Source organism: Rosenbergiella australiborealis (genome assembly GCF_018494035.1).
In the GTDB taxonomy this organism is placed as follows: domain Bacteria; phylum Pseudomonadota; class Gammaproteobacteria; order Enterobacterales; family Enterobacteriaceae; genus Rosenbergiella; species Rosenbergiella australiborealis.
Window position 1 is genome coordinate 396,240 of the sequence record NZ_JABBFO010000002.1, and the last position, 24,816, is coordinate 421,055.

The window sequence follows — 24,816 nt, forward strand, 5'->3', positions numbered from 1 at the left end:
TAAAAACAACTATGAAAAAACCAGAATTTACTGCAAGTGGCGATGTGAGCGCCGATATTGTCATCGTTGGATCGGGTATTGTCGGCGGCATGATTGCTGACCGATTGGTCGCACAGGGCTACTCGGTGCTAATTCTTGAAGCTGGCTTACGTATTACCCGCGCTCAGGCCGTCGAGAATTGGCGAAATATGCCTTTTGCTAACCGTGCTGGCTCTGACTTCCAAGGTCTTTATCCCCAATCGCCTCTTGCCCCAGCGCCTCTTTACTTTCCGCCAAATAATTATATTAATGTCACAGGGCCGAGTGCCGGAAGTTTCCAACAAGGTTATTTACGTACCGTTGGGGGAACGACTTGGCACTGGGCGGCCTCATGCTGGCGCCATCATCCGAGCGATTTCGTGATGAAGAGTAAATATAATGTCGGGCGTGACTGGCCTATTTCCTATCAAGAATTAGAGCCTTGGTATTGCGAAGCCGAATATGAAATTGGCGTGGCAGGGCCTCAAGATCCCCAAATGCAGTCACCTTCTGAGCGTAGTCGTCCTTACCCGATGAATATGGTTCCTTTTGCCCACGGTGATAATTATTTTGCCAGCGTAGTGAACCCACACGGTTATAACCTAGTTCCTATCCCACAAGGGCGAAGTACCCGTCCTTGGGAAGGTCGTCCGGTGTGCTGCGGCAATAATAACTGCCAACCAATTTGTCCTATTGGGGCAATGTATAACGGTATCCATCACGTTGAGCGTGCCGAACGTCAAGGTGCAGTTGTGTTATCAGAATCCGTGGTCTACAAAATTGATACTGATGATAATAACCGTATTACTGCGGTGCATTGGCTGGACAATCAAAAAGCCTCTCATAAAGCCACTGCGAAGATGTTTGCACTCGCCTGTAACGGGATTGAAACGCCTCGCTTGCTACTACTGGCGGCAAATAAGGCCAACCCAACCGGTATTGCGAACAGCTCGGATATGGTTGGCCGCAATATGATGGATCACTCCGGCTTTCACTGTAGTTTCCTCACCGAAGAACCAATGTGGTTAGGTCGAGGTCCGGCACAAAGTAGTTGCATGGTTGGACCCCGTGATGGCGATTTCCGTCGTGACTACTCCGCGAATAAAATGATCCTCAATAATATCTCGCGCGTAGTGCCTGCGACAAAACAAGCCTTAGCAAAAGGCTTAGTTGGCAAAGCGTTAGACGAGGAGATCCGCTACCGTGCAACCCACGGCGTTGACCTCTCAATTAGTCTTGAGCCTTTACCAGACCCTGAAAATCGATTAACGCTCAGCGCAGATCGTAAAGATGCACATGGCCTAGCTTGCCCAGATATCCACTATGATGTCGGTGATTATGTTCGCAAAGGCGCTGATGCAGCCCATGAGCAATTACGCCATATCGGCACATTATTTAACGGTAAAGAATTCACTATCACGACTAGCCTTAATGCCAATAACCATATTATGGGTGGCACCATCATGGGCGCATCGGCAAAGGATGCCGTTGTCGATGGTAACTGTCGTAGCTTTGATCACGAAAACCTCTGGTTACCCGGTGGCGGCGCGATTCCCTCAGCAAGTGTTGTCAACAGTACACTAACAATGGCTGCCTTAGGTTTAAAAGCGGCACATGATATGGCTCAACGCCTTAAGGGGACAGTATGATTTTTCGTCTTAATAAAACACTGACCTGCTTACTGGCTTTACTCACCACCCCGTTGGCTTACGCGGATGCCCAGCAAGATAACGGTGCGGCCTTAATTGCCCACGGTGAACAAGTGGCGATTGCCTCAGACTGTCAAGCCTGTCACACAGCGCCTGGCAGCAAGACAGCATTTTCTGGCGGCTACGCGATTGCCTCGCCAATGGGGGCTATCTATTCGACCAACATTACTCCGTCACCACAAGGGATTGGTCACTATACTGAAGCTCAGTTCGCCAGAGCAATACGTGAAGGTATCAGGGCTGATGGTCAACATCTCTATCCTGCCATGCCTTATACCTCCTACCACTTAATGACCGATGAAGACGTCCATGCGCTCTATGCCTACTTTATGCATGACGTTAAACCGGTTGATCAGCCCAATATTGAAACCAAACTTCCTTTCCCTTTCAATTTACGTTTTAGTATGGGGGCGTGGAATGCCATTTTTGGAAGTACAGCGCAGTTTAAAGCCGATAATAATCAAAGTGCCGAATGGAATCGGGGTAATTATTTGGTAAATGGCCTTGAACACTGTGATACCTGCCATACTCCTCGTAACTTTTTGATGTCAGAAAAACAGGATCAAGCCTTAGCGGGTGCGCCATTAGGCAGTTGGTATGCTCCCAATATTACATCTGATCCTATCAGTGGTATCGGTGGCTGGCGTGAAGATGAGCTAGTGAGTTACCTGAAAACGGGTCGTGCCGTAGGTAAAAACCAAGCAGCCGCAGGAATGGCCGAAGCGGTGGAGCATAGCTTACAGTATCTCCCAGACAGCGATTTGCACGCTATTGCCGTTTATTTAAAACAAACCACCCCGATCCGTACCCCTGGCGAAAGCACCCCGGCTTATAGTTATGGTAAACCGGTCAGTGTGGAAGGCGAAGTGCGTGGGGATGCTCCAAATAATGCTTATAATGCCTTAGATAGCGGAGCCAAGCTGTTTAGTGGTAACTGTGCTAGCTGCCACCAACCGGACGGCGCGGGCAGTCAAAATCAAGACTACCCTTCCCTGTTCCATAATACGGCAACCGGCATGATCCACCCGGATAACCTTATCTCTGCGATTCTTTTTGGGGTCAGACGCACCACCCAAGATCACGATGTCTTAATGCCGGGATTCAGTTCGCCGTCTTACGTGGATAAATTGACCGACCAACAAGTGGCCGATATCAGTAATTATGTTTTGCATAATTACGGTAATCCACAGGTGACGGTACAAGCCGGAGACGTCGCATGGATACGTAAAGGCGGACGATTACCGTTTTTAGCTGCAGCACAACCTTACATGGTACCGGGTATTGCCGTCGGTATCGTTATCCTTATTCTGATAGTGATTGGTGTCCGGTTACGTCGTAGCCGTCAAAAACATAAGTTGTAGTCCGATGATTTCCCGGCCCCTATGGGGACCGGGATGATCGTTACTCTTTCACCCGAAGTGACAGTAAGAAAATCACTAACCCCATCACAGCAAGGATCGTACCGACCCATGCCGTTGAAATCCAGCCAAAGCCCGCATCTATAACTAGTCCCCCTAAAAATGCACCAAGAGCATTAGCCAAATTAAGCGCAGAATGATTCATCGCCGCGGCTAACGTCTGCGCTTCACCGGCAACATCCATCAAACGAATTTGTAAGGAAGGGATCAATAGCCCTGCTGTACCAATCAAGAAGGCCGCGAAGAAGCCGGTGATAACGTATTGTGAAAGGAAACAGAAGAGCACCATAATGGCGATATTCCATAATAAGGAAAAACCAATTGTTTTCTTGACCCCTAAATCAGCAAATTTACCGCCTAGCGAGCTACCCACAATCATCCCCAATCCAAAAGCGGCCATGACCCAAGGAATTTGTGCTTCACTCATGCCCGCATGGTGAATCATCGTCGGTGTAATATAACTAAATACAGCAAACATACCGCCAAAACCGGTCGCGCCCGTCAGTAATGTTAATAAAACCTGAGGTTTTTTTAGCGCTGTTAGTTCACGCAGTGGATGAGCCGCGCTATCGCCTTGGCTAAACGGGACATAGCGAATAATCATTAGTAATGAAAGGACCGCACAGCCACCCACTAGCCAAAATGCCCATTGCCAGCTCAGATGATGGCCAATCCACGATACCACCGGTACACCGAGTAGCGTGGCCACCGTCAAGCCCAACATCATCCGACTAATGGCTTTACCACGTTGGTGTGCAGGAACCATCGATGCAGCGACTAAAGCGGCCACACCAAAATAGGCACCGTGGGGTAACCCGGTAATAAACCGCATTAGAACAAAAGAGAGATAACCAGGTGCTAAGGCACTGGCCACATTCCCCAAAGTAAAAAGACACATTAATGCTATGAGTAAACGCTGGCGTGAAACACGGGAGAAGATAACCGCAATCAATGGCGCACCGACGACAACCCCTAAGGCATAGCTACTAATTGCATCCCCTACCCGGGTAATTGAACTGTTTAAGCCATGTGCCACATCGGGCAATAATCCCATAATCGCAAATTCACCCGTACCAATGGCAAAACCACCAATGGCTAAGGCAAGCTGAGCTAATCCGAGATGTTCAGTTTTCGTTTGTGACACAACGACTCCATAAAATTTCTAAGTGAAAAGATCGAGGCAAATTCGCCACATAAAAAAATCAAGTCACTATTATGGCACGCTGATCACGGTTCGGAAAATTACCAGAGCGTTTTCCAGTATTTTACTAGCTGTAAAAGTAATCTTGCCCTTGATGACGAACAAACCAACCGGTCAACGCCATCCTTTCTACGTGGGTCGGCAAGACTTCATGGAGAATTTGTTCAGAAAGAAAGCAGACCATGCTTCCGGCAACCGGCTCAATAATTTTTTGGCCTTCAGGAAGATGTAAGCAGAGCTCGCCACCATTATCGGGACGCCAGTTCTGATTAATATAGAAGATCAGAGTCACTGCACGCCGCTTATCTTGAGCAAAGCAGTCATAGTGCGGTTTATAAAAAGCACCCTGTGGGTAACGAGAAAAGTGCCCTTCAAAACCATTTAATCCTAAATAGAATTCACGGTTGAGCAGTTGCTGTATTTCGTCGACCAGCGACAGATAATATTTTACGGCAGGGTCCGTTTCACTTGCATCAATCCAACTAATGCTATCTGAGCGGATGGCTTCATTAATAAGATTCTTTATTCCTTGGCCAATACCCGCTTGTAAAAAAGTCCGTTTATGGCAGAGATCGGCCAAGGCAGTCACCCATTCACCCGGGATAACTTGTTGCTGGGAGTACCACCCCTGCTCACATAACTGCTCAATAAAATCGCTTGTGTTGATCATGATTAACTGCGACATCCACAAAATAAGGGATGCGCAGTATAACGCTAGTTTTGTGTAGCGACTATGCGATAAACATCAGGTTTAGGATTCTTTACCTGTCACTAACCGCGCAAGAGATTGCGGTGTCGCGGGATGTTCCACTGCCTCACGAGCATGGAGAAGATAGTGCGCGGCTGAGGCAATCCCGACACCGATAAACCAACTGAAATTCGCCACTTCATGTAAGCTCGGAATAAAGCTAATGATAAGCCCAATGGTCACTGCCGGGACTAACGCCAGCACCGCCCGCACATTAATACCACCTTGATACCAGTAACGCCCTTGTGCTGTCGCATTAAACAACTCATCAACCTCAATTTTTCCACGTTTGATCAGATAAAAGTCACAAAGCAAAATACCAAACAATGGCCCGATAAACGCTCCCAGCACATCCAAACTATAGTGGATTAATTCTGGAGATTGGAAAAGATTCCAAGGCGTTAATAACACTGAACCAACGGCTGCAATCATCCCTCCCATACGGAAACTGATTTTTTGCGGCGCACAGTTTGAGAAGTCAAACGCCGGTGATACGAAGTTGGCAACAATATTTATACCGACCGTGGCGACAATCATCGTTAACAGTGCTAGCGCCATAACTAAACCATTGCCGGTGTGTGCTACCGTTTCGATCGGGTCGGTGATCATCTGGCCATACAGATTTTTAGTCCCCGACACAATCACTACAGTAATGACAGAAAAGAGCAAAAAGTTAAAAGGTAGACCCCAACGGTTGCCACGGCGCACTTCTTTCATTGATTTACCGTAACGCGCGAAATCACCAAAATTCAGTAACGGCCCTGAGAAATAGGAAACGACCAAAGAGATTGCGGTGATCATCTGCCAAGTCTGCTGTGAAACAGTCAAGGTTTTATCAGACAGTGTTAGTGAAATACCTGTCCAGCCCGTCTGCGAGACGATCCAGACCGCGAGGGCTAACATCACAATGTAAACCGCTGGCCCAGCAATATCGATAAAGTGTTGAATCGTTCTCATGCCACGCCAAAACACTAGGGCTTGCACACACCACATCACCGCAAAACAGATCCAGCCTAACGCTGAAAGACCAACAAAATGCGGCACGGTTAACGGCGTTAACGTTGGCCAGAATTTGAGGAGAACCAGTAATAAGGCATTTGAGGCTAACCACGTTTGGATACCATACCAAGCAAACGCAATGAGTCCACGGATCACCGCTGGGATATTCGCCCCAAATACACCGAATGCTTGGCGACACACCACCGCATAAGGTACGCCCGTCATTTGGCTAGGGCGCGCAATGAGATTTGCTGCAATCTGCACAATACAGATCCCCACCAGCAGGCAGAGTAAAACCTGCCAGCCAGCTAAACCTAGAGCAAAAAAACTGGCCGCAACGACATAGCCACCCATGCTGTGAATATCGGACATCCAAAATGAAAAAATATTATACCAAGACCAGTGGGGATTTTTGACCGGAGCCAAATCTTCATTGGTCAATTTCGGGCTGTAACTGGCAGGATAATGCTGTTGTGATACCGAATCTGGGTGAGCCATTATGCAATCCTCGTGAACGAAATCGATCTGATGACTCAAATTTGCAAAGAACATACCAATACTGCTTTTATTGAAATAAAAATTTCAATCGCTTATCCCACCGCCCTACACAAGTAAAAAATGGAAAAAAAGGCACCTAGTTTGAGCAAAAATTACAACTTGCAGTCACCCCTTAAGATTCATTACAGTGCAATGCAGCCTTTTTTGCACATTTAGCTAGCATCCCCCTGCTCACTTTGGAGACATTATGCCCCGCCATCGGATTCAATTGATAAACCCTAACACCAGCCAAGCCATGACTGACACAATGGCGATAACTGCTCGTCACATTGCTGGAGATCGCCTTGACATTGATGCTGTCTGTCCCCACCAAGGGGTACCGTCAATTGAAGGGCATTTCGATGAAGCGGTCGCCACCCTTGGAATTTTACAGCAGATCCGTGCGGGAGAAGCGCGAGGCGTACAAGGCCATATTATCGCCTGTTTTGGCGATCCGGGGTTATTAGCCGCTCGTGAATTAGCTAAAGGACCGGTCATCGGTATTGCTGAAGCAGCCATGCACGTTGCTACCCTAGTGGCGACACGCTTTTCGATTGTCACGACACTCCCGCGCACCGTGATTATTGCGCGCCACCTATTGCACCGCTACGGTTTTTATGAGCAATGTGCCGCAATTCATGCCATCGACTTACCGGTGTTGAGCTTAGAAGATGGTAGTGGTACCGCACAGCAAAAAGTACGTGACTATTGTCTCAAGGCAAAACAGGAAGACAACGTCGGCGCGATTATTTTAGGTTGTGGGGGAATGGCGGATCTTGCCGCAGAATTAAGTGAAACGCTTGAAATACCGGTTATTGATGGCGTCAGTGCTGCGGTGACTTTACTGGAATCACTATTAAATTTAGGTATCACCACCAGCAAATGGGGGGATTTAGATTTCCCGCGCAATAAAGGGATCAGCGGTCCTTTTGCCGAGTGTTTAGCCTAATTATAAAAGTCGCTGACTCAATCTCAATCGATAAGATTTTATTTCCGGCGGCGAAACGTCGCCGAATAAGGCATCACCTTATGCGTTGTTGCTCGACAGCGACGTTCGCCCTCAGGGTGTCGCACGCGACACCCTACGATAGTGAAAAATTCTTATCAATAAAGGCGACTGTATTTCCCGTCAGCGTTTTTTTTACTCTGCGTATCGCCAAATTGTCGTGACTGACTCCACTTACTTTACACCTTCCCCACAGAGTGATGACTTGATCTTCTTTTCAACACAAATCACGACTCAATCAACACATCTTTATCGGCTTAATACCCTGCGAGTTCTGCCAGTCTATCGAAGGGTAATGTTGTAGACACGCTGCAAAAAAATAATTCCATATAATTATCAATTAGATAATCACTAATTAGCAGGATTTTCAGTCCATTGATTCACTCAGAAAAGCCAATATCTAGGGTTTCAGCCATCAATAAGGGGAGATAATAGCGCCGTCAGAGCAATTTCTTTTATATCGCGACAGGGGCGTTGGACTCGCGGCGAAAAAATAATGGGAAGGTAGAACCTTCATATCGATGCAATATTTGTTTTTTACTGCTGAAATGAGTCTTCCCATCCTTGCCACTCAGTTTACAGATAAAGGAGCAAAGGAGCGATCTAGGCTGATATTTCCCGAACAACGATAAATAAATTAAATCGCCACAAAAAAATATCTATTTTTTGATCAGCGTCATACTTTCACTTTTTTTGGAAATGCGTAATATAGCTCCCACATTAACTCGTGGAAACGCCACCATGTTGTCAAACCGCTAAGCCTCTTCTTAATTACCATTACCCTTGCCAGCAGGCAAAAACCCTATTTTCTAAAATTTTTTAGATTACAAAATAATGCATAATTCACTTTTTTACCGGCTGCGCTTTGCCTGTAAGACAACCTGTGCGCTGCTCCTCGCACTCGCATTGAGTTTTATACTGCAATTAGATACGCCAAAATGGTCAATGATGACCGTGGCGATTATTGCGGCATCTCCCGCTTTTGCCAGTGGCGGTGAGCCAATGAGTGGTGTACTGCGTTTTCGTGGTTTTTTACGGTTAATTGGTACCGCAGTTGGCTGTGTTGGCGGTGTCGTCATTATGATATTGTTTAGCCGATCACCCGTGCTGCTCCTGCTCGCCTGTTGTCTATGGGCCGGTTTTTTTTCATGGCTATTTACCATTGTTAAACAAGAAATCAGTTATGCATTTGGCTTAGCCGGCTACAGTGTATTTATTATTTTAATAACCGCCTGGCAGACACCGGATGATGTAGTACAAATCGCCCTTTATCGTTTTTTTGAAATTACCTTGGGCCTACTCTGTTTGATCTTTTCTGATCTACTTTTCCTCCCGCGGTCGATAAAACGCACCATCGACCAACGCGTCGCAGAGTTACCCCTCAATTGCTATCAGTTGCTCACACAATGCTTTACCCAAGACGAGGCAAATAGCTTTGAAAGTCATTTTCGTGAACGTCTTACTCAAGCTAAGGCCCTGCAAGCCATGCGCCAAACATTACGCATGGAGTCCTCACATTATTCGAGCATGTTGCATCGTCGGTTAAAAGGCATCAACGGTATTCTGTTTCACCTCTGTACCCTAACCTATGAAACACATCAATACTTCCAACAACGTCCGGATAAATACAGTAGTCATTGGTATCTGCTTTTCCAAGATGATGTTCAGACTGTGGAACAGTTAAATAAAAAATTACACCAATTCACGTTTCTCATTCATCAGCTTCCTGCCGAACAGACACCTTATTCAGTAAGTGCTTGGCTTAAAGCAATGAAAGAGCTACGTATTTTGTTACGTGGTCTGCATTCTCATCAACCGTTACATCAGATCGAAATAGAGATTATTGAGCGGTATGCCATTTCTACCGCACGTAGCGCGCAGCGTAAGCATGCTTTTATCAACGCCGTGCGGACCTTTATCACCACTGCCAGTGGCTGTATCCTTTGGTTGGTGATGGACCCGAACGCGATCAGTGGCTTTTTGATTATTGCCAGTATCGTCACCACTCTAGCGATGCGGGCGGAGAGTCCCAAAGCCTTAGGTCTCGATTTTGTCTACGGTATGATTTACATTTTGCCGATTAGCATGCTCTTTTATTTAGTGATCTTACCTGCGACCCAACAGAGTTTTCTGCTATTGATTATAGCACTGGGCCTTGTCGTCTTTATTCTCGCCCTCGCGGTTCAATATAAAATAGTGGGCAGTGGGGCATCATTAATGTTTATTTTTAATCTGATTCCGATTAATAACCCTGAAGTCTTCAACTTCAGCCATACGCTAGACAGCGGGCTGGGACAAATTGTCGGCGCCATCGTCTCGCTGGTGATCATCGCCATCATTCCTGATCTCCATAAAATGCATATTGCCAATGCGCTTATCAGAAATATTTTAGTGACTGCATTGCAGACACTGACCACCAATCCACAACGGCGTAAAAGAAATCATCTTAGTGCGCTGTATGATCAACTGCTACAGCTCATCACTCTCGATAACCGTCATTTGGTTCGCTACCAGCTGGCGATTAATTTGATTATTATTTATCGACGGATTAATGCCATCACTATCCATAATTTCCCAGGCTTAACGGAGTTTCACCAAGAAATTAGAGATTGTGCAACGTTGTTGTCCACCAGCAAGCTGGCACTCCAACGAGAGCGCGCCTTTTTACAGTTACAGGGATTATTACAACGTTATTGTCTGGAAATTAGTCAACTCCCGACCCCCGAAAAGTTAACTATTGTGGTGGAAGATCTTCAACAATTATTGGAACATCATAAAGCACCACTGATTGATGGTTAATAGCCAGAGCAATGCCTGTATCTTGCAGACGGCGCGCCATCTGCGAGATATTGCTATTAATGATGCGTACCGCGATGAACTAATTTACTGAGCAGGCGTCTATCGCGTAAAACGGTCAGAATAAGACTGAGCAAGCTATAAAAAACGAAAAGCAGCAGTAGCATACAGATATCAGGCAATGCTTCACGCAACGAAAGCCCCATCTGGTTAACCCCGGCAATAGCTTTGATCGCCCACGTTGAAGGAAACATACTCGAAATAAAGCGAACGGGTGCCGGCATTGCTTGTAACGGCCAAATCGTTCCGGAGATGTAAAATACTGGCGTGGTGATAAAGGATAGGGTCAAGTAAACCATTTCCACACGGCGAATACATTCGGTGAGTAGTCTCCCCAGCCCCAGAACGGCTAGAAGAAAAGGGAACGTCATCAGTAAAATTTCAGGAATAGATGCTGCCTGCTTATAGCCTAACACCCACGGCCATAACGCGAATAAAACGATGGATAAAAATAACCAGATTGGCACAAGGGCAGAGAGTGCGCCTAGCACGACAGAGACTTTAGGTCGTCCGCCACTGCTCATCATTAAACAGACCCGCACACTCGCAATAAGCAGTGAGTGTTGCAATAACATAACCAGAAGCCCTGGAAAGATAATCGCCGCGAAACTGATCCCTGGGTTAAATAACGGCAAAGTTAAGCCGGTCATTGGGCTTAGCACCACACTGGCTTGTGAAGGCGTAAATTGATTTTTCATCATCAATTCAACTTCATATTGGGTCAGCATTTGCTGGTACGCAGCCAGTACGTTCTGTTGGATCTGACCATTAGGGAGACGGTTAGTGGCATCACCAAACACAGGAATAGCAACACTAATCCCGGACAGCATCTTCTTTTCAAAATCAACAGGGATCTCAATCACCGCAAATAATTTGCGATAGCCCATATCATGCTGAGCTTGGTCCAATTGATCATAACTAACAATACTGAGCTTGGGGCTGGCATTTAAGTTACGAATCAGTAGATGGCTTGCCGAGCTATGGTCTAAATCAACCACCCCGATCGGCATTTCCCATACCGACCCCTTAGCATAGACCATACTAATAATACATAAAGACAGTAATAGCATCGCCCACATTGGCTTTTCCAGCATCCCTGCCAATACCTTTTTAAAGGTACTCCAATAGCTACTCATACCATCGCCTCTTGTTCCCGTAACCGCTTCGGTAAGCGACGAAACACCAGTAATCCGACCACAATCGGATACACCGCAAGCAGTGCACAAACACTGATCACCGGTCGAGCGGGCACTTTACGAATGAACAAATCAAACATGGCATATAAGGCATGTGTAAGAGGTTCGAGATTCGCAATAAACTGCGCGGGCAGAGGCATTGACAGTTCCGGCATCCCTAACCCCGAAAAAGCCAACGCGATGGTGACAAAAATAGCCATCAATGTATACGCGCTGATCGCCGTGCGCGTGAAGGTGAATAGCATCAACCCCAAGCTCTGTGCCGCCATTATGTAGAAGAACGCTACAGCAAACATATAGTAAGGATTACCGACAAAGCGCGCTGAAAATACCCATACCAAAAGCGCAATCTCCCCCATTAAAATCGTGGTATAGACCAGAGTGTAAGGCGCGAGTTTCCCCAGTAAAGTCCAACCAAAACGATCAGAATAGATAAGCGGCTTACTGCGTGACAAGACATAAATCATGGTGGTCACGACAAACAGCTGAATTAAGTGAATCGTCGCAGCGAATTGTTGATAGTAAATATAACTGCCGCTGGCGTTAAATAAGCTACGATAAACCAACGAAACGGAAGGTAAGCTCGGAACCGTTTTACCAATCTTTGCCTCAACAGCACTACGGTACTCGCTGTTCAATGCAGTAATCAACCCGGAAAAGTCTTGGGTGGAGTATAGCCCCGCTCCGTAATACAACGCATTGTAATAAAAAGCGACCTTCGGTTGTTGCGCTGAGAGTACATTTTTTTCAAAGTCGGGCGGGATGTAAAGCAGTCCATAATCCTGCGCGGTACGCAGTTTATGTAAGGACTCAGCAAGTCCCCCTTGCCACTCGGTCAGCTTTGCATGCGGACTGGCATCAAGTTTTCTAATCAATTCCCGAGACAATTGGCTATGGTCGTTGTCGATCACCGCCACCGGTAAATTCATTAAAGTGCCTTCTGAAAAATTACTGCTCAGTAACCAAAAAAGTAGCAACGGGAAACACCAGGTTAACCAGTGTATCGCTGGTTTTCGCGCACTAATGCGAATTTCTCTATTGAAGGCTCGACGAAAGGCTCGAAAGCCTTTCTTTAATGTTTCCACTGCCATAACGCACTCATTCCCTGACGTAAGCCGCTAACGGGTTTAGTTGGCCATAAACGTACTTCAAAGGTTTTTAGATCAAAATCCCCGGTTGCCCGCGTGGCACTTTTGGTTGAGAAGTCACCCAATGGCGCAATGTAATGGACACGGGCTTCAATGATCTGATTATTAAGCGCCGGAACACGAAGGTGGATCACATCGCCCTTGCGAACATGGGCAAGGATGTCTTCGCGTAGGTTAAAAATAAAATAGGCTTGCGGTAATCGAACTAAGGTCACCAGCGGACTGCCTGCACTTAATAAATCACCCACTTCTGCGGGGATAGGCCCGACTTCACCATCAACAGGCGCTTTAACATTTAGATCATCAGTCTGAGCTTGGACTTCCGCTAATTGTTGTTCCGCTTGTTGTAGTTGTGCGCTGTAAACATCGCGCTGCTCCCAACGATCGCCATGCAAGCCCTCATCGAGGTTGGCTTGAGCACTTTGCATATTATGTAGCGCGGTATCCCTTGAGTTACGGGCATTATCAAGATCTTGTGCAGAAATATACCCTTTTGCCGCAACGCTTTGGTTACGACGATAGTTTTCTTCTGCATTCTGATAATCAGCCCGCGCACCCTCAAGTGCAGCCGTGAGTTGACGAATACTCTCCTTACGTGTGCCATTTTGTGACATTTCAAGAGTGTATTTAGCTTGATCACGCGCTGCTTCTGCCGCTTTTAATTCTGCAATCAGCTCAGGAGCATCAAGGCGAATAATCACCTGTCCCGCTTTAACATCATCCCCTCGCTCGACCAAACGCTCAACCACTCGGCCTTTTGCTTTAGAGGCAACAATGACTTCGGGGGCATCCACTTCACCTTGCAGTAATAAGTCTTGATTCTGTACCCGGAAAAAAACCGCCAATGAAACAATTGCTATCATGACTAACACAGTAAAAATAATTTTTTTACTCATCAACTGACTCCAGAATTAATCAGCAAAAGACTGATTTCCCTCTTCTCCAAAACTAAGCGTAATGTACCAAGTAAGAAAAAGCACCCCGCTAAGTAGTAAATCTTATTCAAACCGCTGACTATAGTCGACTTTCAATGCAGATTCTTTGATTAAAAGGGCTGCCTAACTGTTTATAGACTGAAGGACGATAAAATTTATAAGGTTTTACCAATTATATTCATTTTCAAAAGCCATTTTCTTTCTTCAATAACCCCTTCTACACTGCTGAGAATAACTTAAGGAGCTTGGCTATGTTTTCTACTCAACGCTTTACTAGCAAAGAATTAGCGATTGCTTACGTGACACAACAACAAAAAAATTTCAGCCCTGAGCAGTTTTTAATAGCGGTAGAGCGCGCAGAGCACGAATTTGTACAGCTACTCAACGGCTCATACCCATCTTCTTCCATCAATCAGATGTTTGAGGCGTAAAGGCCTGCGCCCAGTGCTTGAAATCCTCTAACTCTGGGGAGCTAATGGTATGGCCTTGTTGGGCATAACGATGAAAAGCCACGCTATACCCCCATCTTTGAGCACTCGCTACTGCTTGTTCGTCCAGTGCTAAGGGTATCCTCTCGTCAGCTCGCCCATGACCGACAAATACACTGGGCAACAGACCTAAAGGTGCGGTATGCGGTAGGCTGGGGGGAAGATGCCCACTAAAGATGGCTATCGCCCCAACAGAAGTCGGATAGTGAAACGCAATATTCCACCCCATCACTGCGCCTTGACTAAAGCCCGCTAAGAGTGTTCGTGCCGGGCTTATCGCCAATTGTTGTTGTAATTGCCTGACTCTCACGATCACCTGACCGCTTGCCGCGTCAATATCTGACTGACTAAGATCCCCTGCCCGATACCAAGCGTAATGATCACCCCCCAGCGCAATTGGAGCCCTTAAGCTCACGACCGCGTAATCCGCGGCCAGGAAGTCGGCGATGGGTAATAGGTCTTGTTCGTTACTGCCATAACCGTGCAGGAGTACCAGTAAATGGCGTGCTGGCTGACCATTTTGAGGTGTCAGCAACAGACCGTTAAGTGCTGCACAAACGGGACTCGCCAGCAGGATCAGCACGACAGTCAAGCAATAACGATGCCAGATTCTCATAGTAAGGTCGCGACCAAAGTGATCAAAAAGGGAGCGGTTAATGTCAGTACTAGCCCACTAAAGATGGCATAAGGAATATAGGCGGCATCACAATTTTGCTTGATAAAGGGTAATGCTGAATCCATCGCTGCGGCGCCGCTTAAGCCTACGGCGGCAAGGGGTTGACGTCGTCCAAAAAAATAAAGAAAGACGATACTCAATAATTCACGAAAAAAATCCGTCATAAAGGCTAAGGCTCCCATTTGCACATCCACTAACTGATGAACCATTGGCCCAGACAGGGAAAACCATCCCAATCCACTGGCGACGAGCAATGACTGCTGCCAGGTAAAATTAGTGATAGAACTAAAAAGAAGTGCCGCTATTACGTAACCGAGTAGCGCGAGCAGTGGTACGGTAACTAATTGACGAGTTAACGTTGTCACTCTAAAGCCGACTAAATCGATCCCCACACAAAACAGCATAAGATAAAGGATACTGTTACTCGATAATCCAATTACGCCTAACGTGAAATGGGTAAAATGACCGATTGCCAATCCCAGAATAAACGCTGAGATCGCCTTCAAACACCCTCCAAATGCCGACAGTAAAGAGGGTAATTCTGTTTGGTTTTTCACAACGTTCGGTTTGCGAAATAACAGTCCACCGGTAATCAGCGTAGTTAAGCCCGCGAGCAGTGCAGCATGATAAATAATCGTGCCCCCTATTTGGCTTTGACTGAAAACCTCCGCAAAATCCAGCCCCATGCTTAGAAGGAGTAGCAGGACAATCGAGCTTAACGACTTTATCGCCAGTTGACGTAGAGAAAGGGGCAGTTGCGTACCGACTCCCCAACCGATAAGCAATACAGCGAGCAGCATAAAAATGGCAAATACAGCATGTTGCATAACGTTTTATTTCTTATTAAGTAGACAGGTTAATAAATGTATCAAAATAAACTTATCATTAATTCATTCATTAAGCTCGTGAATCACCACGATAAATTCGATAACAGGTTAAGAGAGGTAGTCACCCTTCCTGTTTTGCCGTACTATGGCCGGGCAATATGTTAAAGGATGACCAATTTGCACCTACCTTCTCTTGTTCAGCGTTGGACCGCTCAACTCGCGATGCTAACCCTCGCGTTGCTTTTTATGGGACCAACCGTTTCGAGCCACATTACTCGTAACATTTCGCCTGTTCCTTCGTCGGCCCCCCTCGCTGTCATGATCAGTGACCACTGCCTTAACGAAACGACCTCAGGGAAACCATTAGCCGAAACTATTGAAGGTCAGCAGCTCGACACTCTAGCATGCGGATATTGTTCGCTGTGGGCGCATATTCCGGTTATCCCCTTACTTATTCTCCTGACACTTTTACATCATTACGCGCCTATTGTGGTTCGCCACTTCCCGCGATTTATTGGCCTATGCTGCAACGGTTACTGGTTACCAAGCCATGCTCGTGCACCCCCCTTTTCTTAAACGCCTGAAATACTGATCTTTAGCCCCTTCTGTTGAAGGTGACCGTTTAGTGCTCATTTTGCTAGGCATCCTCACGCCTGCATAAAAGGACGTTTTATGTCTCAACACCTCTTTTTTTCTTTGTCTCTCGCGTTTGCATTACTGAGCGTTGCTCTGCCTTGGGTTTCTCGTGCAGCAACACAACCATCTACCCTGATTGTTTCTGCGCCCCTCACATCGCCTTTAGAAGTTGTCGTCTCGACGAAGACCCCTCGCCAACCTCTCCCGGCCAGTGATGGGTCAGACTATTTACACACTATTCCTGGCTTTTCACAAATTAGAAATGGCGGCACCAACGGCGACCCCATTTTTCGCGGTATGTTCGGCTCGCGCTTACGCATGTTAATCAATGATGGCGAGATGTTAGGGGCCTGTGGCAGTCGTATGGATGCCCCTTCTTCCTATATTTCACCAGAGAACCTTGACCTAATGACCCTGATAAAAGGACCACAGACTGTCCTTTGGGGACCCGGGAATTCAGCGGGTACGTTACGTTTTGAACGCCTCCCCCCCAGCTTCACTCAATCCGGGATACAGGGTACGGCGAGTCTTCTGAGCGCATCACGCCAACGCAACGATCAAAATGCAGATATCACACTTGGTCATCAAGATGGCTATTTACGCGTCACGGGCAATCATGCTCGATCCAATGATTATCATGATGGCAAGGGTAATACGGTGCCTTCACAATGGCGAAAATGGAACAGCGATATAACGCTGGGTTGGACTCCCGATGCCACAACGTTAATAGAAGTGACTGCTGGGCAAGGGAATGGTAACGCCCGTTACGCCGGTAGAGGTATGGATGGGTCCCAGTTTAAGCGCCAAAGTCTCGGCGCTAAAATACAAAAACAGAATATCAGCGAAACCTTCACCGAATTCACCAGTAATGTTTACGTTAATAATGCTGACCATGTCATGGATAATTTCTCACTCCGCCATCCCCAAATAGGAATGGTGATGCCAATGCGTAGCGAAGTCGGCCGTAAAACCATGGGTGGGCGGATGATGGGAACTTGGCAATGGGGAGAGACTCAACTCCAAAGCGGTGCAGATATGCAAACTAATCATCATCGCCGTAAGCGGATTCAGGGATGGCGTAATGATGCACAGTTTAGTGACTATGGGATGTTTAGTGAATTACGGTATACACTCAATCCCTCCAATTCGTTAATCAGTGGTGCACGGATTGATTTCGCACAGGCAAAAGATAGGCGCACAACAACTGCCGTAGAGCGCCATACGTGGTTACCTGCCGGTTTTTTACGGGTTGAGCACAGCCCCGCTCAATCCGCAATGATGCTTTATGCCGGACTGGGTTATACCCAACGCTTTCCCGATTACTGGGAATTATTCTCGCCAACTTATGGCGCGGATGGACGCTCTGGCGCGTTTCGCCAAGTGAAACCAGAAAAAACCATGCAGCTTGATATCGGTGCAAAGTATCACGATAAACAACTCAATACCTGGATCTCCGCCTATATCGGTTGGGTTGAGGACTTTATCCTCTTCCGCTATCACCCGGCTGCAACACGTATTTCTGATGTTAAGAATGTTGATGCCTTGATTTTCGGTGGTGAATTAGGTGCCGACTATCAGTGGACGGAGCAGTGGAAACTTGAGGCTAGTGTCAGCTATGCCCAAGCCGAAAACCGTCAACAGCATCGTCCCTTACCACAAATACCACCGTTAGAAACACGCTGGGGAGCAACATGGCAGCAAGGCGCATTGAGTGCCACTGGGCTGATTCGCGTTGTCAGTGCCCAGCATCGCGTTGCGAAAAACGACGGTAATGTGGTGGGTAAAGATTTTGGATCCAGTGCCGGATTCGTCACCCTCGCGGCCAACAGTCGCTATCAATTTACCGATAAATTCGCCCTGACTATCGGTATCGATAATTTGCTGAATAAGACATATAGCGAACATCTTAACCTTGCCGGTAATAGTCGCTTCGGTTACCCCTCTACAACCCGTATTAATGAACCAGGGAGAAGTTACTGGCTAACGTTGACGTACCATTTTTAAGGGTTAACTTGTTATGCTGTTCTGACCTTGACGGGGCTGCGGAGATCGCAACCGAACAGCCCTGCACTATTGCTGTGGCAGCATGATAGTTTACAGTGCAAGCTCAAGAGGGTTTAAGGGGCATCGCCCACAACCATATAAGAGAAACTCAACTAAAACAGCGAAATAGCGATTTGGCATAGTTATTGCTCTGTTGAATCCCATCTTGTATACAACATGGGATTCAATTATGCCGGCAACCTTTGGCTACACGATTCAAGAATGGCGTGAACAGGCTTCACAGGGTCTACCCCATCTCGCTCAGTTACTGCATACGCACCTTGCCGCGATCGATCGCCAAGACACGGCCTGGATAACGCTTGCTACACCGCAGCAGTTGGATGAACAGCTGTCCACATTGCAGACACTCTCCCCCTCGCTACCGCTATGGGGGGTCCCTTTTGCTATTAAGGATAATATTGATGTCGCTGGATGGCCGACGAGTGCGGCTTGTCCGGCGGCAATTGTTACCCCTACCCAAGACGCGGAAGTTGTCGCACGTCTTAAGGCCGCTGGGGCAATTGTGATCGGTAAAACCAATCTTGACCAATATGCCACCGGATTAGTTGGCACGCGCTCGCCATATGGGGCGGTCTGTAATAGTTTCGATAGTGCTTATATTAGTGGCGGTTCAAGCTCAGGTTCAGCTTCAGTACTCGCTCGTGGTTTAGTTGCCTTCTCTTTGGGGACTGACACCGCAGGTTCAGGCCGAATACCGGCAGGATTCAATAATATTGTCGGGCTAAAACCGACCAAAGGCTGGCTTTCTGCCCGCGGTGTTATTCCCGCTTGCCGCCTAAATGATACGATCTCGCTGTTCGCACTCACCGTTGCAGAGGCTTATCATGTTGCCACTATCGCGGGAGGCTACGATGAACAGGAGGCCTATTCCCGGCAGCCCTTACAAAAAGCGCCCGCACAATTTCGTACTCAACCCATTTTTGCCATTCCCGATACCCTGAATTTTTTTGGCGATAGCCACGCAGAGCGTGCTTGGCAGAAAGCCGTAGAGGCATTACAGTTGAGTGGTGCACAGCTAGAACCTATCGATTTCTCACCTTTTCAGCAACTAGCCGAGCAACTCTATGCCGGTCCTTGGGTAGCAGAACGAACCGCTGCCATTGGCGAGATGATTGACCAACCCGAAAAAATGGACCCCGTGGTCTATCAAGTGATTCGCCAAGGCTTACAATACTCTGCCGTGGATGCCTATCGTGCCGAATATCTTCGTGCGGAATTAAGTCGTCAGATCCAACAAACCTTACTGCCGTTCGATGCATTGATCGTGCCGACTTCACCGACTATTCATCGCTTAGCCGCCATGCCCGATGATCCGATTGGGCTAAATTCGCAACTCGGTTTTTATACCAACTTTACCAATCTCGCCGACCTCAGTGCCCTCGCCCTCCCAGCCCCTTTTCGCGATGATGGGCTGCCTGCGGGGATCACCTTACTGGCTGGCGCTTGGCACGACCGTGCCTTAGCTGAATTTGGGTGCCGCTGGCAGAAACAGCTCGCTCTCCCACTTGGAGCAACAAGTCAACCTTATCCACACAGCGCGGCAGGATTACCGCCATCCCCTGATCATGTCCGTGTTGCAGTTGTCGGCGCACATCTGACCGGTATGCCTTTAAATTATCAATTAACCACACGTAATGCGGTATTCATTGAAGAGACCCAAACTGCTGAAAATTACCGTCTGTTTGCCCTGCTTAATGGCCCCATCAAAAAACCCGGATTACTGCGCAGCGATAGCGGAAAAGCCATTATCGTAGAGCTATGGGACATTCCACTCGCTCGCTTTGGGGAGTTTGTGGCAGAAATTCCTGCCCCATTAGGGATAGGTAGCCTAACGCTAAGGGATGGAAGGATCGTGAAAGGCTTTATTTGTGAGCCCGCCGAATTAACCGATGCGCTAGAGATCACCGCCTTTGGCGGTTGGCGTCATTGGCTCACCGCTCAGGAGGAAAAATAAGATGTTTTCTACCGTACTGATTGCGAATCGAGGCGAAATAGCCTGTCGAGCGATTCAGACATTTAAGCGTCTGGGCGTTACCAGTGTTGCCGTCTATTCAGATGCCGATCGTAATGCTCGGCATGTCAAGTTAGCCGATGTCGCTCTCCCGCTTGGCGGCGATAAAGCCAGTGACAGTTATTTACGCATCGATAAAATTATCGATGCGGCTAAGCGCAGTGGTGCCCAAGCGATCTGGCCCGGTTATGGCTTTCTGTCGGAAAGTTTACCTTTCGCCGCCGCCTGTGAAGAACATGGCATTGTTTTCATCGGCCCCACCGCACAGCAGATCGGAGAGTTTGGCCTGAAACATCGTGCCCGCGAACTCGCTGCCCAAGCAGGAGTTCCCATGACACCGGGAACCCCCCTCCTTGACTCGCTCGAACATGCCCTCGCCGCGGCGGCAGAAATTGGTTATCCGGTCATGCTAAAAAGTACCGCAGGCGGTGGCGGTATCGGCTTAACTTTATGTAATGATGCTAAGGCACTGAGCGAGGCTTGGGAAAGTGTACGTCGTCTTGGCGAACAGTTTTTTAGTGATGCTGGCGTGTTTTTAGAACGCTACATTGCCCATGCGCGCCATGTTGAAGTACAGATATTTGGGGATGGCCAAGGAAAAGTCATTGCCTTGGGCGAGCGCGATTGCTCATTGCAACGCCGAAATCAAAAGGTGGTAGAAGAGACACCCGCTCCTCATCTTCCGACCCGCACGCGTGAGGCGCTGCTCGCTTCTGCCGTGCGCTTAGGCGAGCTTGTCAACTACCGCAGCGCAGGTACGGTTGAGTATATTTATGATGCCCAGCAAGATGCCTTTTATTTTTTAGAAGTCAATACGCGCCTACAGGTTGAACACCCCGTCACGGAAGCCGTTACCGGGGTTGATTTAGTGGAGTGTATGGCAAAAGTTGCCGCAGGGGATACATTGGATTGGCAGCGGCTAAGCCGTCCGCCACAAGGCGCCGCTATTGAGGTACGACTCTATGCCGAAGACCCGTTAAAAAACTTTCAACCCAGCCCGGGTGTACTAACCGAGGTGGTATTCCCTGAGGGGGTACGGATTGAAAGTGGCATTGAGCAAGGCAGTGAAGTCTCTGCCTTCTATGATCCAATGATCGCTAAACTTATTGTCCAGGCCGATACCCGTCACGCGGCGCTGGAAAAATTACAGTGTGCCCTCGCCGCGACCCAGCTACAGGGAATTACCACCAACCTCGATTATTTACGCCAAGTCATCGCCACGGACGTGTTCCGTGAGGGGCAAGTATGGACAGGTTTTCTCGATAGTTTTACTTTTCATGCAAATGTTATCGAAGTCCTGCAACCGGGCACCTACAGCAGTGTTCAAGATTATCCAGGACGACTTGGTTACTGGCACATTGGCGTTCCCCCTTCAGGGCCGATGGATGATTATGCCTTTCGCCTCGCCAATCGAATTGTAGGAAATCATCCCGATGCTGCAGGGCTAGAGTTTACGTTACAAGGCCCGACGCTGCGCTTTCACCGCGATGTAGTCATCGCACTCACTGGCGCGAATTGCCCGGCACGACTCGATAACGACCCTGTTGATTACTGGCAGCCCATCAATGTTAAAGCGGGACAAACTCTAACGCTAGGGCGGGCGCAAAGCGGCTGTCGGACCTATCTTGCCGTGCGTAATGGCATCGATGTTCCTCACTATCTGGGCAGTCGTTCAACCTTTGTGCTTGGGCAATTTGGCGGCCACGCGGGACGCACGTTACGCGTCGCCGATATGTTACCACTCTCACAGCCGATGCTCAGTGCGTGCACGACACCGGCGCCCATCAGTCCACCTACCGCACTGGATCCCGCAATGATCCCCCACTACGGTACAGAATGGGCGATTGGTGTCTTGTACGGACCACATGGCGCACCCGACTTTTTTACCGAAGAGAGTATTGAGGCATTCTTTGCCAGCGCATGGCAAGTGCACTACAACTCGAACCGCTTAGGTATCCGACTGATTGGGCCTACCCCAACGTGGAGCCGACCGAATGGCGGCGAGGCTGGATTACACCCCTCCAATGTCCACGATTGTGAATACGCCATTGGGGCAATTAATTTTACGGGCGATTTCCCCGTGATCCTCACCCATGACGGCCCAAGTTTAGGTGGATTTGTTTGTCCTGTGACCATCGCGAAAGCCGAACTCTGGAAGGTGGGGCAACTCAAACCGGGCGATAGCATTCGCTTTTATCCGATCAGCCAACAAGAAGCCGTCGCCCGTGAACACGCACAATCTACGGCCATCGATGAACTGCGAGCAACAAGCGCGGCAACCTTCCCTCCTGCCACATTGACGGCTGACGAACAGGGCTCTGCTACGCTATTGGCATTACGCCCTGCGACCGCGACCACCCCAAAGGTCGATTACCGTCAAGCCGGCGACCATTATATATTGATCGAATATGGCGATAACGTGCTCGATATTGCCTTGCGTTTACGTGTCCATCTGCTGATGAACAGCCTGAATAGCCGTGCCATTGATGGCATCGAGGAGCTTTCACCGGGGGTTCGATCACTGCAAATCCGCTATGACAGCTTACGACTTAATCAATCCGACCTTATCTCGCAATTACTCGATATAGAGGAAGAGCTGGGCGATGTCAGTAACTTGAGCGTTCCATCACGCATCGTTTGGTTACCAATGGCTTTTGAAGATAGCGCCACCCTGGGTGCCGTCGAACGTTACCAAGAAACTGTTTGCGCACAAGCGCCTTGGTTACCAAATAATGTCGATTTTATTCAACGTATCAATGGACTGAGTGATCGCGAAGCGGTTCGTGATACGCTATTTTCCGCCAGCTACCTGATCCTTGGCCTCGGGGATGTTTACCTCGGTGCACCTTGTGCTGTACCGATAGATCCGCGCCATCGACTATTGAGCTCTAAATATAACCCGGCACGGACTTTTACCGCCGAGGGAACGGTGGGTATTGGCGGTATGTACATGTGCATCTATGGCATGGACTCTCCCGGCGGCTACCAGTTAGTCGGCCGCACACTCCCCATTTGGAATAAATTTCTCAAGAACCCGCAATTCGCCGACCAGCAGCCTTGGCTCCTGCATTTTTTTGATCAAGTCCGTTTTTATCCTGTTTCCGAAGAGGCATTACACCAGTTACGCGATGATTTTCGCGAGGGGCGCGCGACGGTCAACATTGAACAGACAACCTTTGATTTTGGTGAGTACCGGCAATTCTTGGCTGATAACGATGCATCGATCAGTGCATTTCGTCAACGGCAACAGGCGGCCTTTGACCAAGAAGTCGCACGATGGGAAGAACAGGTAGATGCCCCATTCATACCTACCGTCACGGCAGAGACTGACGAGATGCACTCAAGTGATAACGCGATTTGTGCAGAGATGAGCGGCAATATTTGGAAGGTCTTAGTCAAGGAGGGCGACACTGTTGAGATTGGACAAACCCTGGTCATTGTTGAAGCCATGAAGATGGAACTGACAATCACTGCAACACAAGCAGGGAAAGTCAGTCGCATTGCCGCACAACCGGGCCGTCAGGTTAATCCCGGTGATAAATTATTGTGGCTGGAGGGCGAAAACCATGAGCCATCCGTCTAACACACAGCGACGCGAGGCCTTGGCCGATAAAGTCTATTACGCGGTAAAACAAGATATTTTCGACTTTCGTCTGCTGCCCGGCGATCGATTTAGTGAAAATGAACTTGCTGAACGCCTAAACGTCAGTCGCACACCAGTACGCCAAGCGTTATTTCGCTTGGCGCGAGAAGGCTACGCCGAGGTTATTTTTCGCAGTGGTTGGCAAGTCAAAGCCTTCGATTTTGATTATTTCGAGGAGCTTTACGATTTACGGATCTTGCTGGAGTGTGAAGCCGTCAAGCGACTCTGCGCGCTATCCCCCTCGCGTAGCTCTCACGCCTTAGCTGCAGAAAAAGCCTTTTGGATAGAGGCTCCCGTGCTTAGCACGGGGCAACAAGTAGCGTTGCAAGATGAAGCCTTTCATCACGCACTTGTCGCGGCCACAGAGAATAAACAATTTACCTTACTCCACCGGGAGTTAACTGAAAAAATCAGCATTATTCGGCGTTTAGATTTTACCCGCGATGATCGAATCACTGCGACCTACCAACAACATCGCGCGATTCTTCACGCAATTTTTCATCAACAGTCGGAGCAGGCACTCAGCCTGCTAACTGACCATATTACGGAGAGTAAAGCCGCCGTCAGAAATATTACCTTACACCGTTTGCAACAAGCTCGCCGCACAGCACAGGTACCCACTACTGACTGAACAGCGAAACACTCAGCACCCTTTAGCAACCCGTTACGCTTGAATCGGTTCTCGTCGCGATCCAGCGTA

18 protein-coding genes are annotated in these 24,816 nt (G+C 48.2%); 10 read left to right on the plus strand and 8 right to left on the minus strand.

Annotation, left to right across the window (positions count from 1 at the left end):
• Nucleotides 1–11 precede the first annotated feature (11 nt).
• Together HGT73_RS04525 and HGT73_RS04530 are read left to right on the plus strand one after the other, a co-directional pair.
• Nucleotides 12–1,667 carry a GMC family oxidoreductase gene (locus HGT73_RS04525; RefSeq protein ID WP_214212457.1) on the plus strand — a complete coding sequence of 552 codons (1,656 nt, stop codon included), beginning with the start codon at nt 12–14 and terminating at the stop codon, nt 1,665–1,667.
• Complete coding sequence (locus HGT73_RS04530) at nt 1,664–3,088, plus strand: cytochrome c (protein ID WP_214212458.1); 1,425 nt, start codon at nt 1,664–1,666, stop codon at nt 3,086–3,088. Before HGT73_RS04525 ends, HGT73_RS04530 begins: the two co-directional genes overlap by 4 nt.
• 40 nt (nt 3,089–3,128) lie before the next feature.
• Here HGT73_RS04530 and HGT73_RS04535 read toward each other — a convergent pair whose 3' ends face one another.
• The 3 genes from HGT73_RS04535 to HGT73_RS04545 form a co-directional block, all read right to left on the minus strand.
• A complete protein-coding gene (locus HGT73_RS04535) occupies nt 3,129–4,289 on the minus strand; it encodes an MFS transporter (protein ID WP_241606878.1) in 1,161 nt (386 codons plus the stop codon).
• 124 nt (nt 4,290–4,413) lie between these two features.
• Nucleotides 4,414–5,016 carry a 2OG-Fe(II) oxygenase gene (locus HGT73_RS04540; protein ID WP_214212459.1) on the minus strand — a complete coding sequence of 201 codons (603 nt, stop codon included), beginning with the start codon at nt 5,014–5,016 and terminating at the stop codon, nt 4,414–4,416.
• A gap of 81 nt (nt 5,017–5,097) precedes the next feature.
• The gene (locus HGT73_RS04545) at nt 5,098–6,591 is read right to left on the minus strand and encodes an NCS1 family nucleobase:cation symporter-1 (protein WP_214212460.1); all 1,494 of its coding nucleotides are present in this window, start codon (nt 6,589–6,591) and stop codon (nt 5,098–5,100) included.
• A 247-nt stretch (nt 6,592–6,838) separates the two neighbouring features.
• Here HGT73_RS04545 and HGT73_RS04550 point away from each other — a divergent pair, with 247 nt between their 5' ends.
• Entirely contained in the window at nt 6,839–7,579 is a 741-nt protein-coding gene (locus HGT73_RS04550) for an aspartate/glutamate racemase family protein (protein WP_214212461.1), read from the plus strand.
• A gap of 891 nt (nt 7,580–8,470) precedes the next feature.
• Nucleotides 8,471–10,435, plus strand: coding sequence for an FUSC family protein (locus HGT73_RS04555; protein ID WP_214212462.1), 1,965 nt, complete (start codon nt 8,471–8,473; stop codon nt 10,433–10,435).
• Nucleotides 10,436–10,491: 56 nt separating this feature from the next.
• Here HGT73_RS04555 and HGT73_RS04560 read toward each other — a convergent pair whose 3' ends face one another.
• Genes HGT73_RS04560 through HGT73_RS04570 form a run of 3 tightly spaced genes read right to left on the minus strand, consistent with a single transcriptional unit; the run spans nt 10,492 to nt 13,732 of the window.
• Entirely contained in the window at nt 10,492–11,628 is a 1,137-nt protein-coding gene (locus tag HGT73_RS04560; protein WP_214212463.1) for an ABC transporter permease, read from the minus strand.
• On the minus strand, nt 11,625–12,779 hold the full coding sequence (locus HGT73_RS04565) for an ABC transporter permease (protein WP_214212464.1): 1,155 nt from the start codon (nt 12,777–12,779) through the stop codon (nt 11,625–11,627). Before HGT73_RS04565 ends, HGT73_RS04560 begins: the two co-directional genes overlap by 4 nt.
• Nucleotides 12,761–13,732 (minus strand): HlyD family secretion protein, encoded by a 972-nt coding sequence (locus HGT73_RS04570; RefSeq protein WP_214212465.1) that lies wholly within the window; start codon nt 13,730–13,732, stop codon nt 12,761–12,763. The genes HGT73_RS04565 and HGT73_RS04570 overlap by 19 nt, the downstream gene beginning before the upstream one ends.
• A 290-nt stretch (nt 13,733–14,022) precedes the next feature.
• Here HGT73_RS04570 and HGT73_RS04575 point away from each other — a divergent pair, with 290 nt between their 5' ends.
• Nucleotides 14,023–14,202: a YdiH family protein gene (locus tag HGT73_RS04575; protein WP_214212466.1), complete on the plus strand. Its 180-nt coding sequence runs from the start codon at nt 14,023–14,025 to the stop codon at nt 14,200–14,202.
• Here HGT73_RS04575 and HGT73_RS04580 read toward each other — a convergent pair.
• Together HGT73_RS04580 and HGT73_RS04585 are read right to left on the minus strand one after the other, a co-directional pair.
• Nucleotides 14,180–14,875, minus strand: coding sequence for an alpha/beta hydrolase (locus HGT73_RS04580; protein ID WP_214212467.1), 696 nt, complete (start codon nt 14,873–14,875; stop codon nt 14,180–14,182). The two genes, HGT73_RS04575 and HGT73_RS04580, sit on opposite strands and share 23 nt — an antisense overlap.
• Nucleotides 14,872–15,762, minus strand: a complete 891-nt coding sequence (locus HGT73_RS04585) for a lysine exporter LysO family protein (protein WP_214212468.1) — start codon at nt 15,760–15,762, stop codon at nt 14,872–14,874. The genes HGT73_RS04580 and HGT73_RS04585 overlap by 4 nt, the downstream gene beginning before the upstream one ends.
• Before the next feature lie 168 nt (nt 15,763–15,930).
• Here HGT73_RS04585 and HGT73_RS04590 point away from each other — a divergent pair, with 168 nt between their 5' ends.
• The 5 genes from HGT73_RS04590 to HGT73_RS04610 all read left to right on the plus strand — a co-directional run bounded on the left by HGT73_RS04590 (nt 15,931) and on the right by HGT73_RS04610 (nt 24,747).
• Nucleotides 15,931–16,338, plus strand: coding sequence for a DUF2946 family protein (locus HGT73_RS04590; RefSeq protein ID WP_214212469.1), 408 nt, complete (start codon nt 15,931–15,933; stop codon nt 16,336–16,338).
• Nucleotides 16,339–16,434: 96 nt separating this feature from the next.
• Nucleotides 16,435–18,402 (plus strand): TonB-dependent copper receptor, encoded by a 1,968-nt coding sequence (locus HGT73_RS04595; protein WP_214212470.1) that lies wholly within the window; start codon nt 16,435–16,437, stop codon nt 18,400–18,402.
• 229 nt (nt 18,403–18,631) lie between these two features.
• Nucleotides 18,632–20,416 carry an allophanate hydrolase gene (atzF, locus tag HGT73_RS04600; protein ID WP_214212471.1) on the plus strand — a complete coding sequence of 595 codons (1,785 nt, stop codon included), beginning with the start codon at nt 18,632–18,634 and terminating at the stop codon, nt 20,414–20,416.
• A gap of 1 nt (nt 20,417) precedes the next feature.
• The gene (uca, locus tag HGT73_RS04605) at nt 20,418–24,056 is read left to right on the plus strand and encodes an urea carboxylase (RefSeq protein ID WP_214212472.1); all 3,639 of its coding nucleotides are present in this window, start codon (nt 20,418–20,420) and stop codon (nt 24,054–24,056) included.
• On the plus strand, nt 24,040–24,747 hold the full coding sequence (locus tag HGT73_RS04610; protein ID WP_214212473.1) for a GntR family transcriptional regulator: 708 nt from the start codon (nt 24,040–24,042) through the stop codon (nt 24,745–24,747). Before uca ends, HGT73_RS04610 begins: the two co-directional genes overlap by 17 nt.
• The last annotated feature ends 69 nt before the right edge of the window (nt 24,748–24,816 follow it).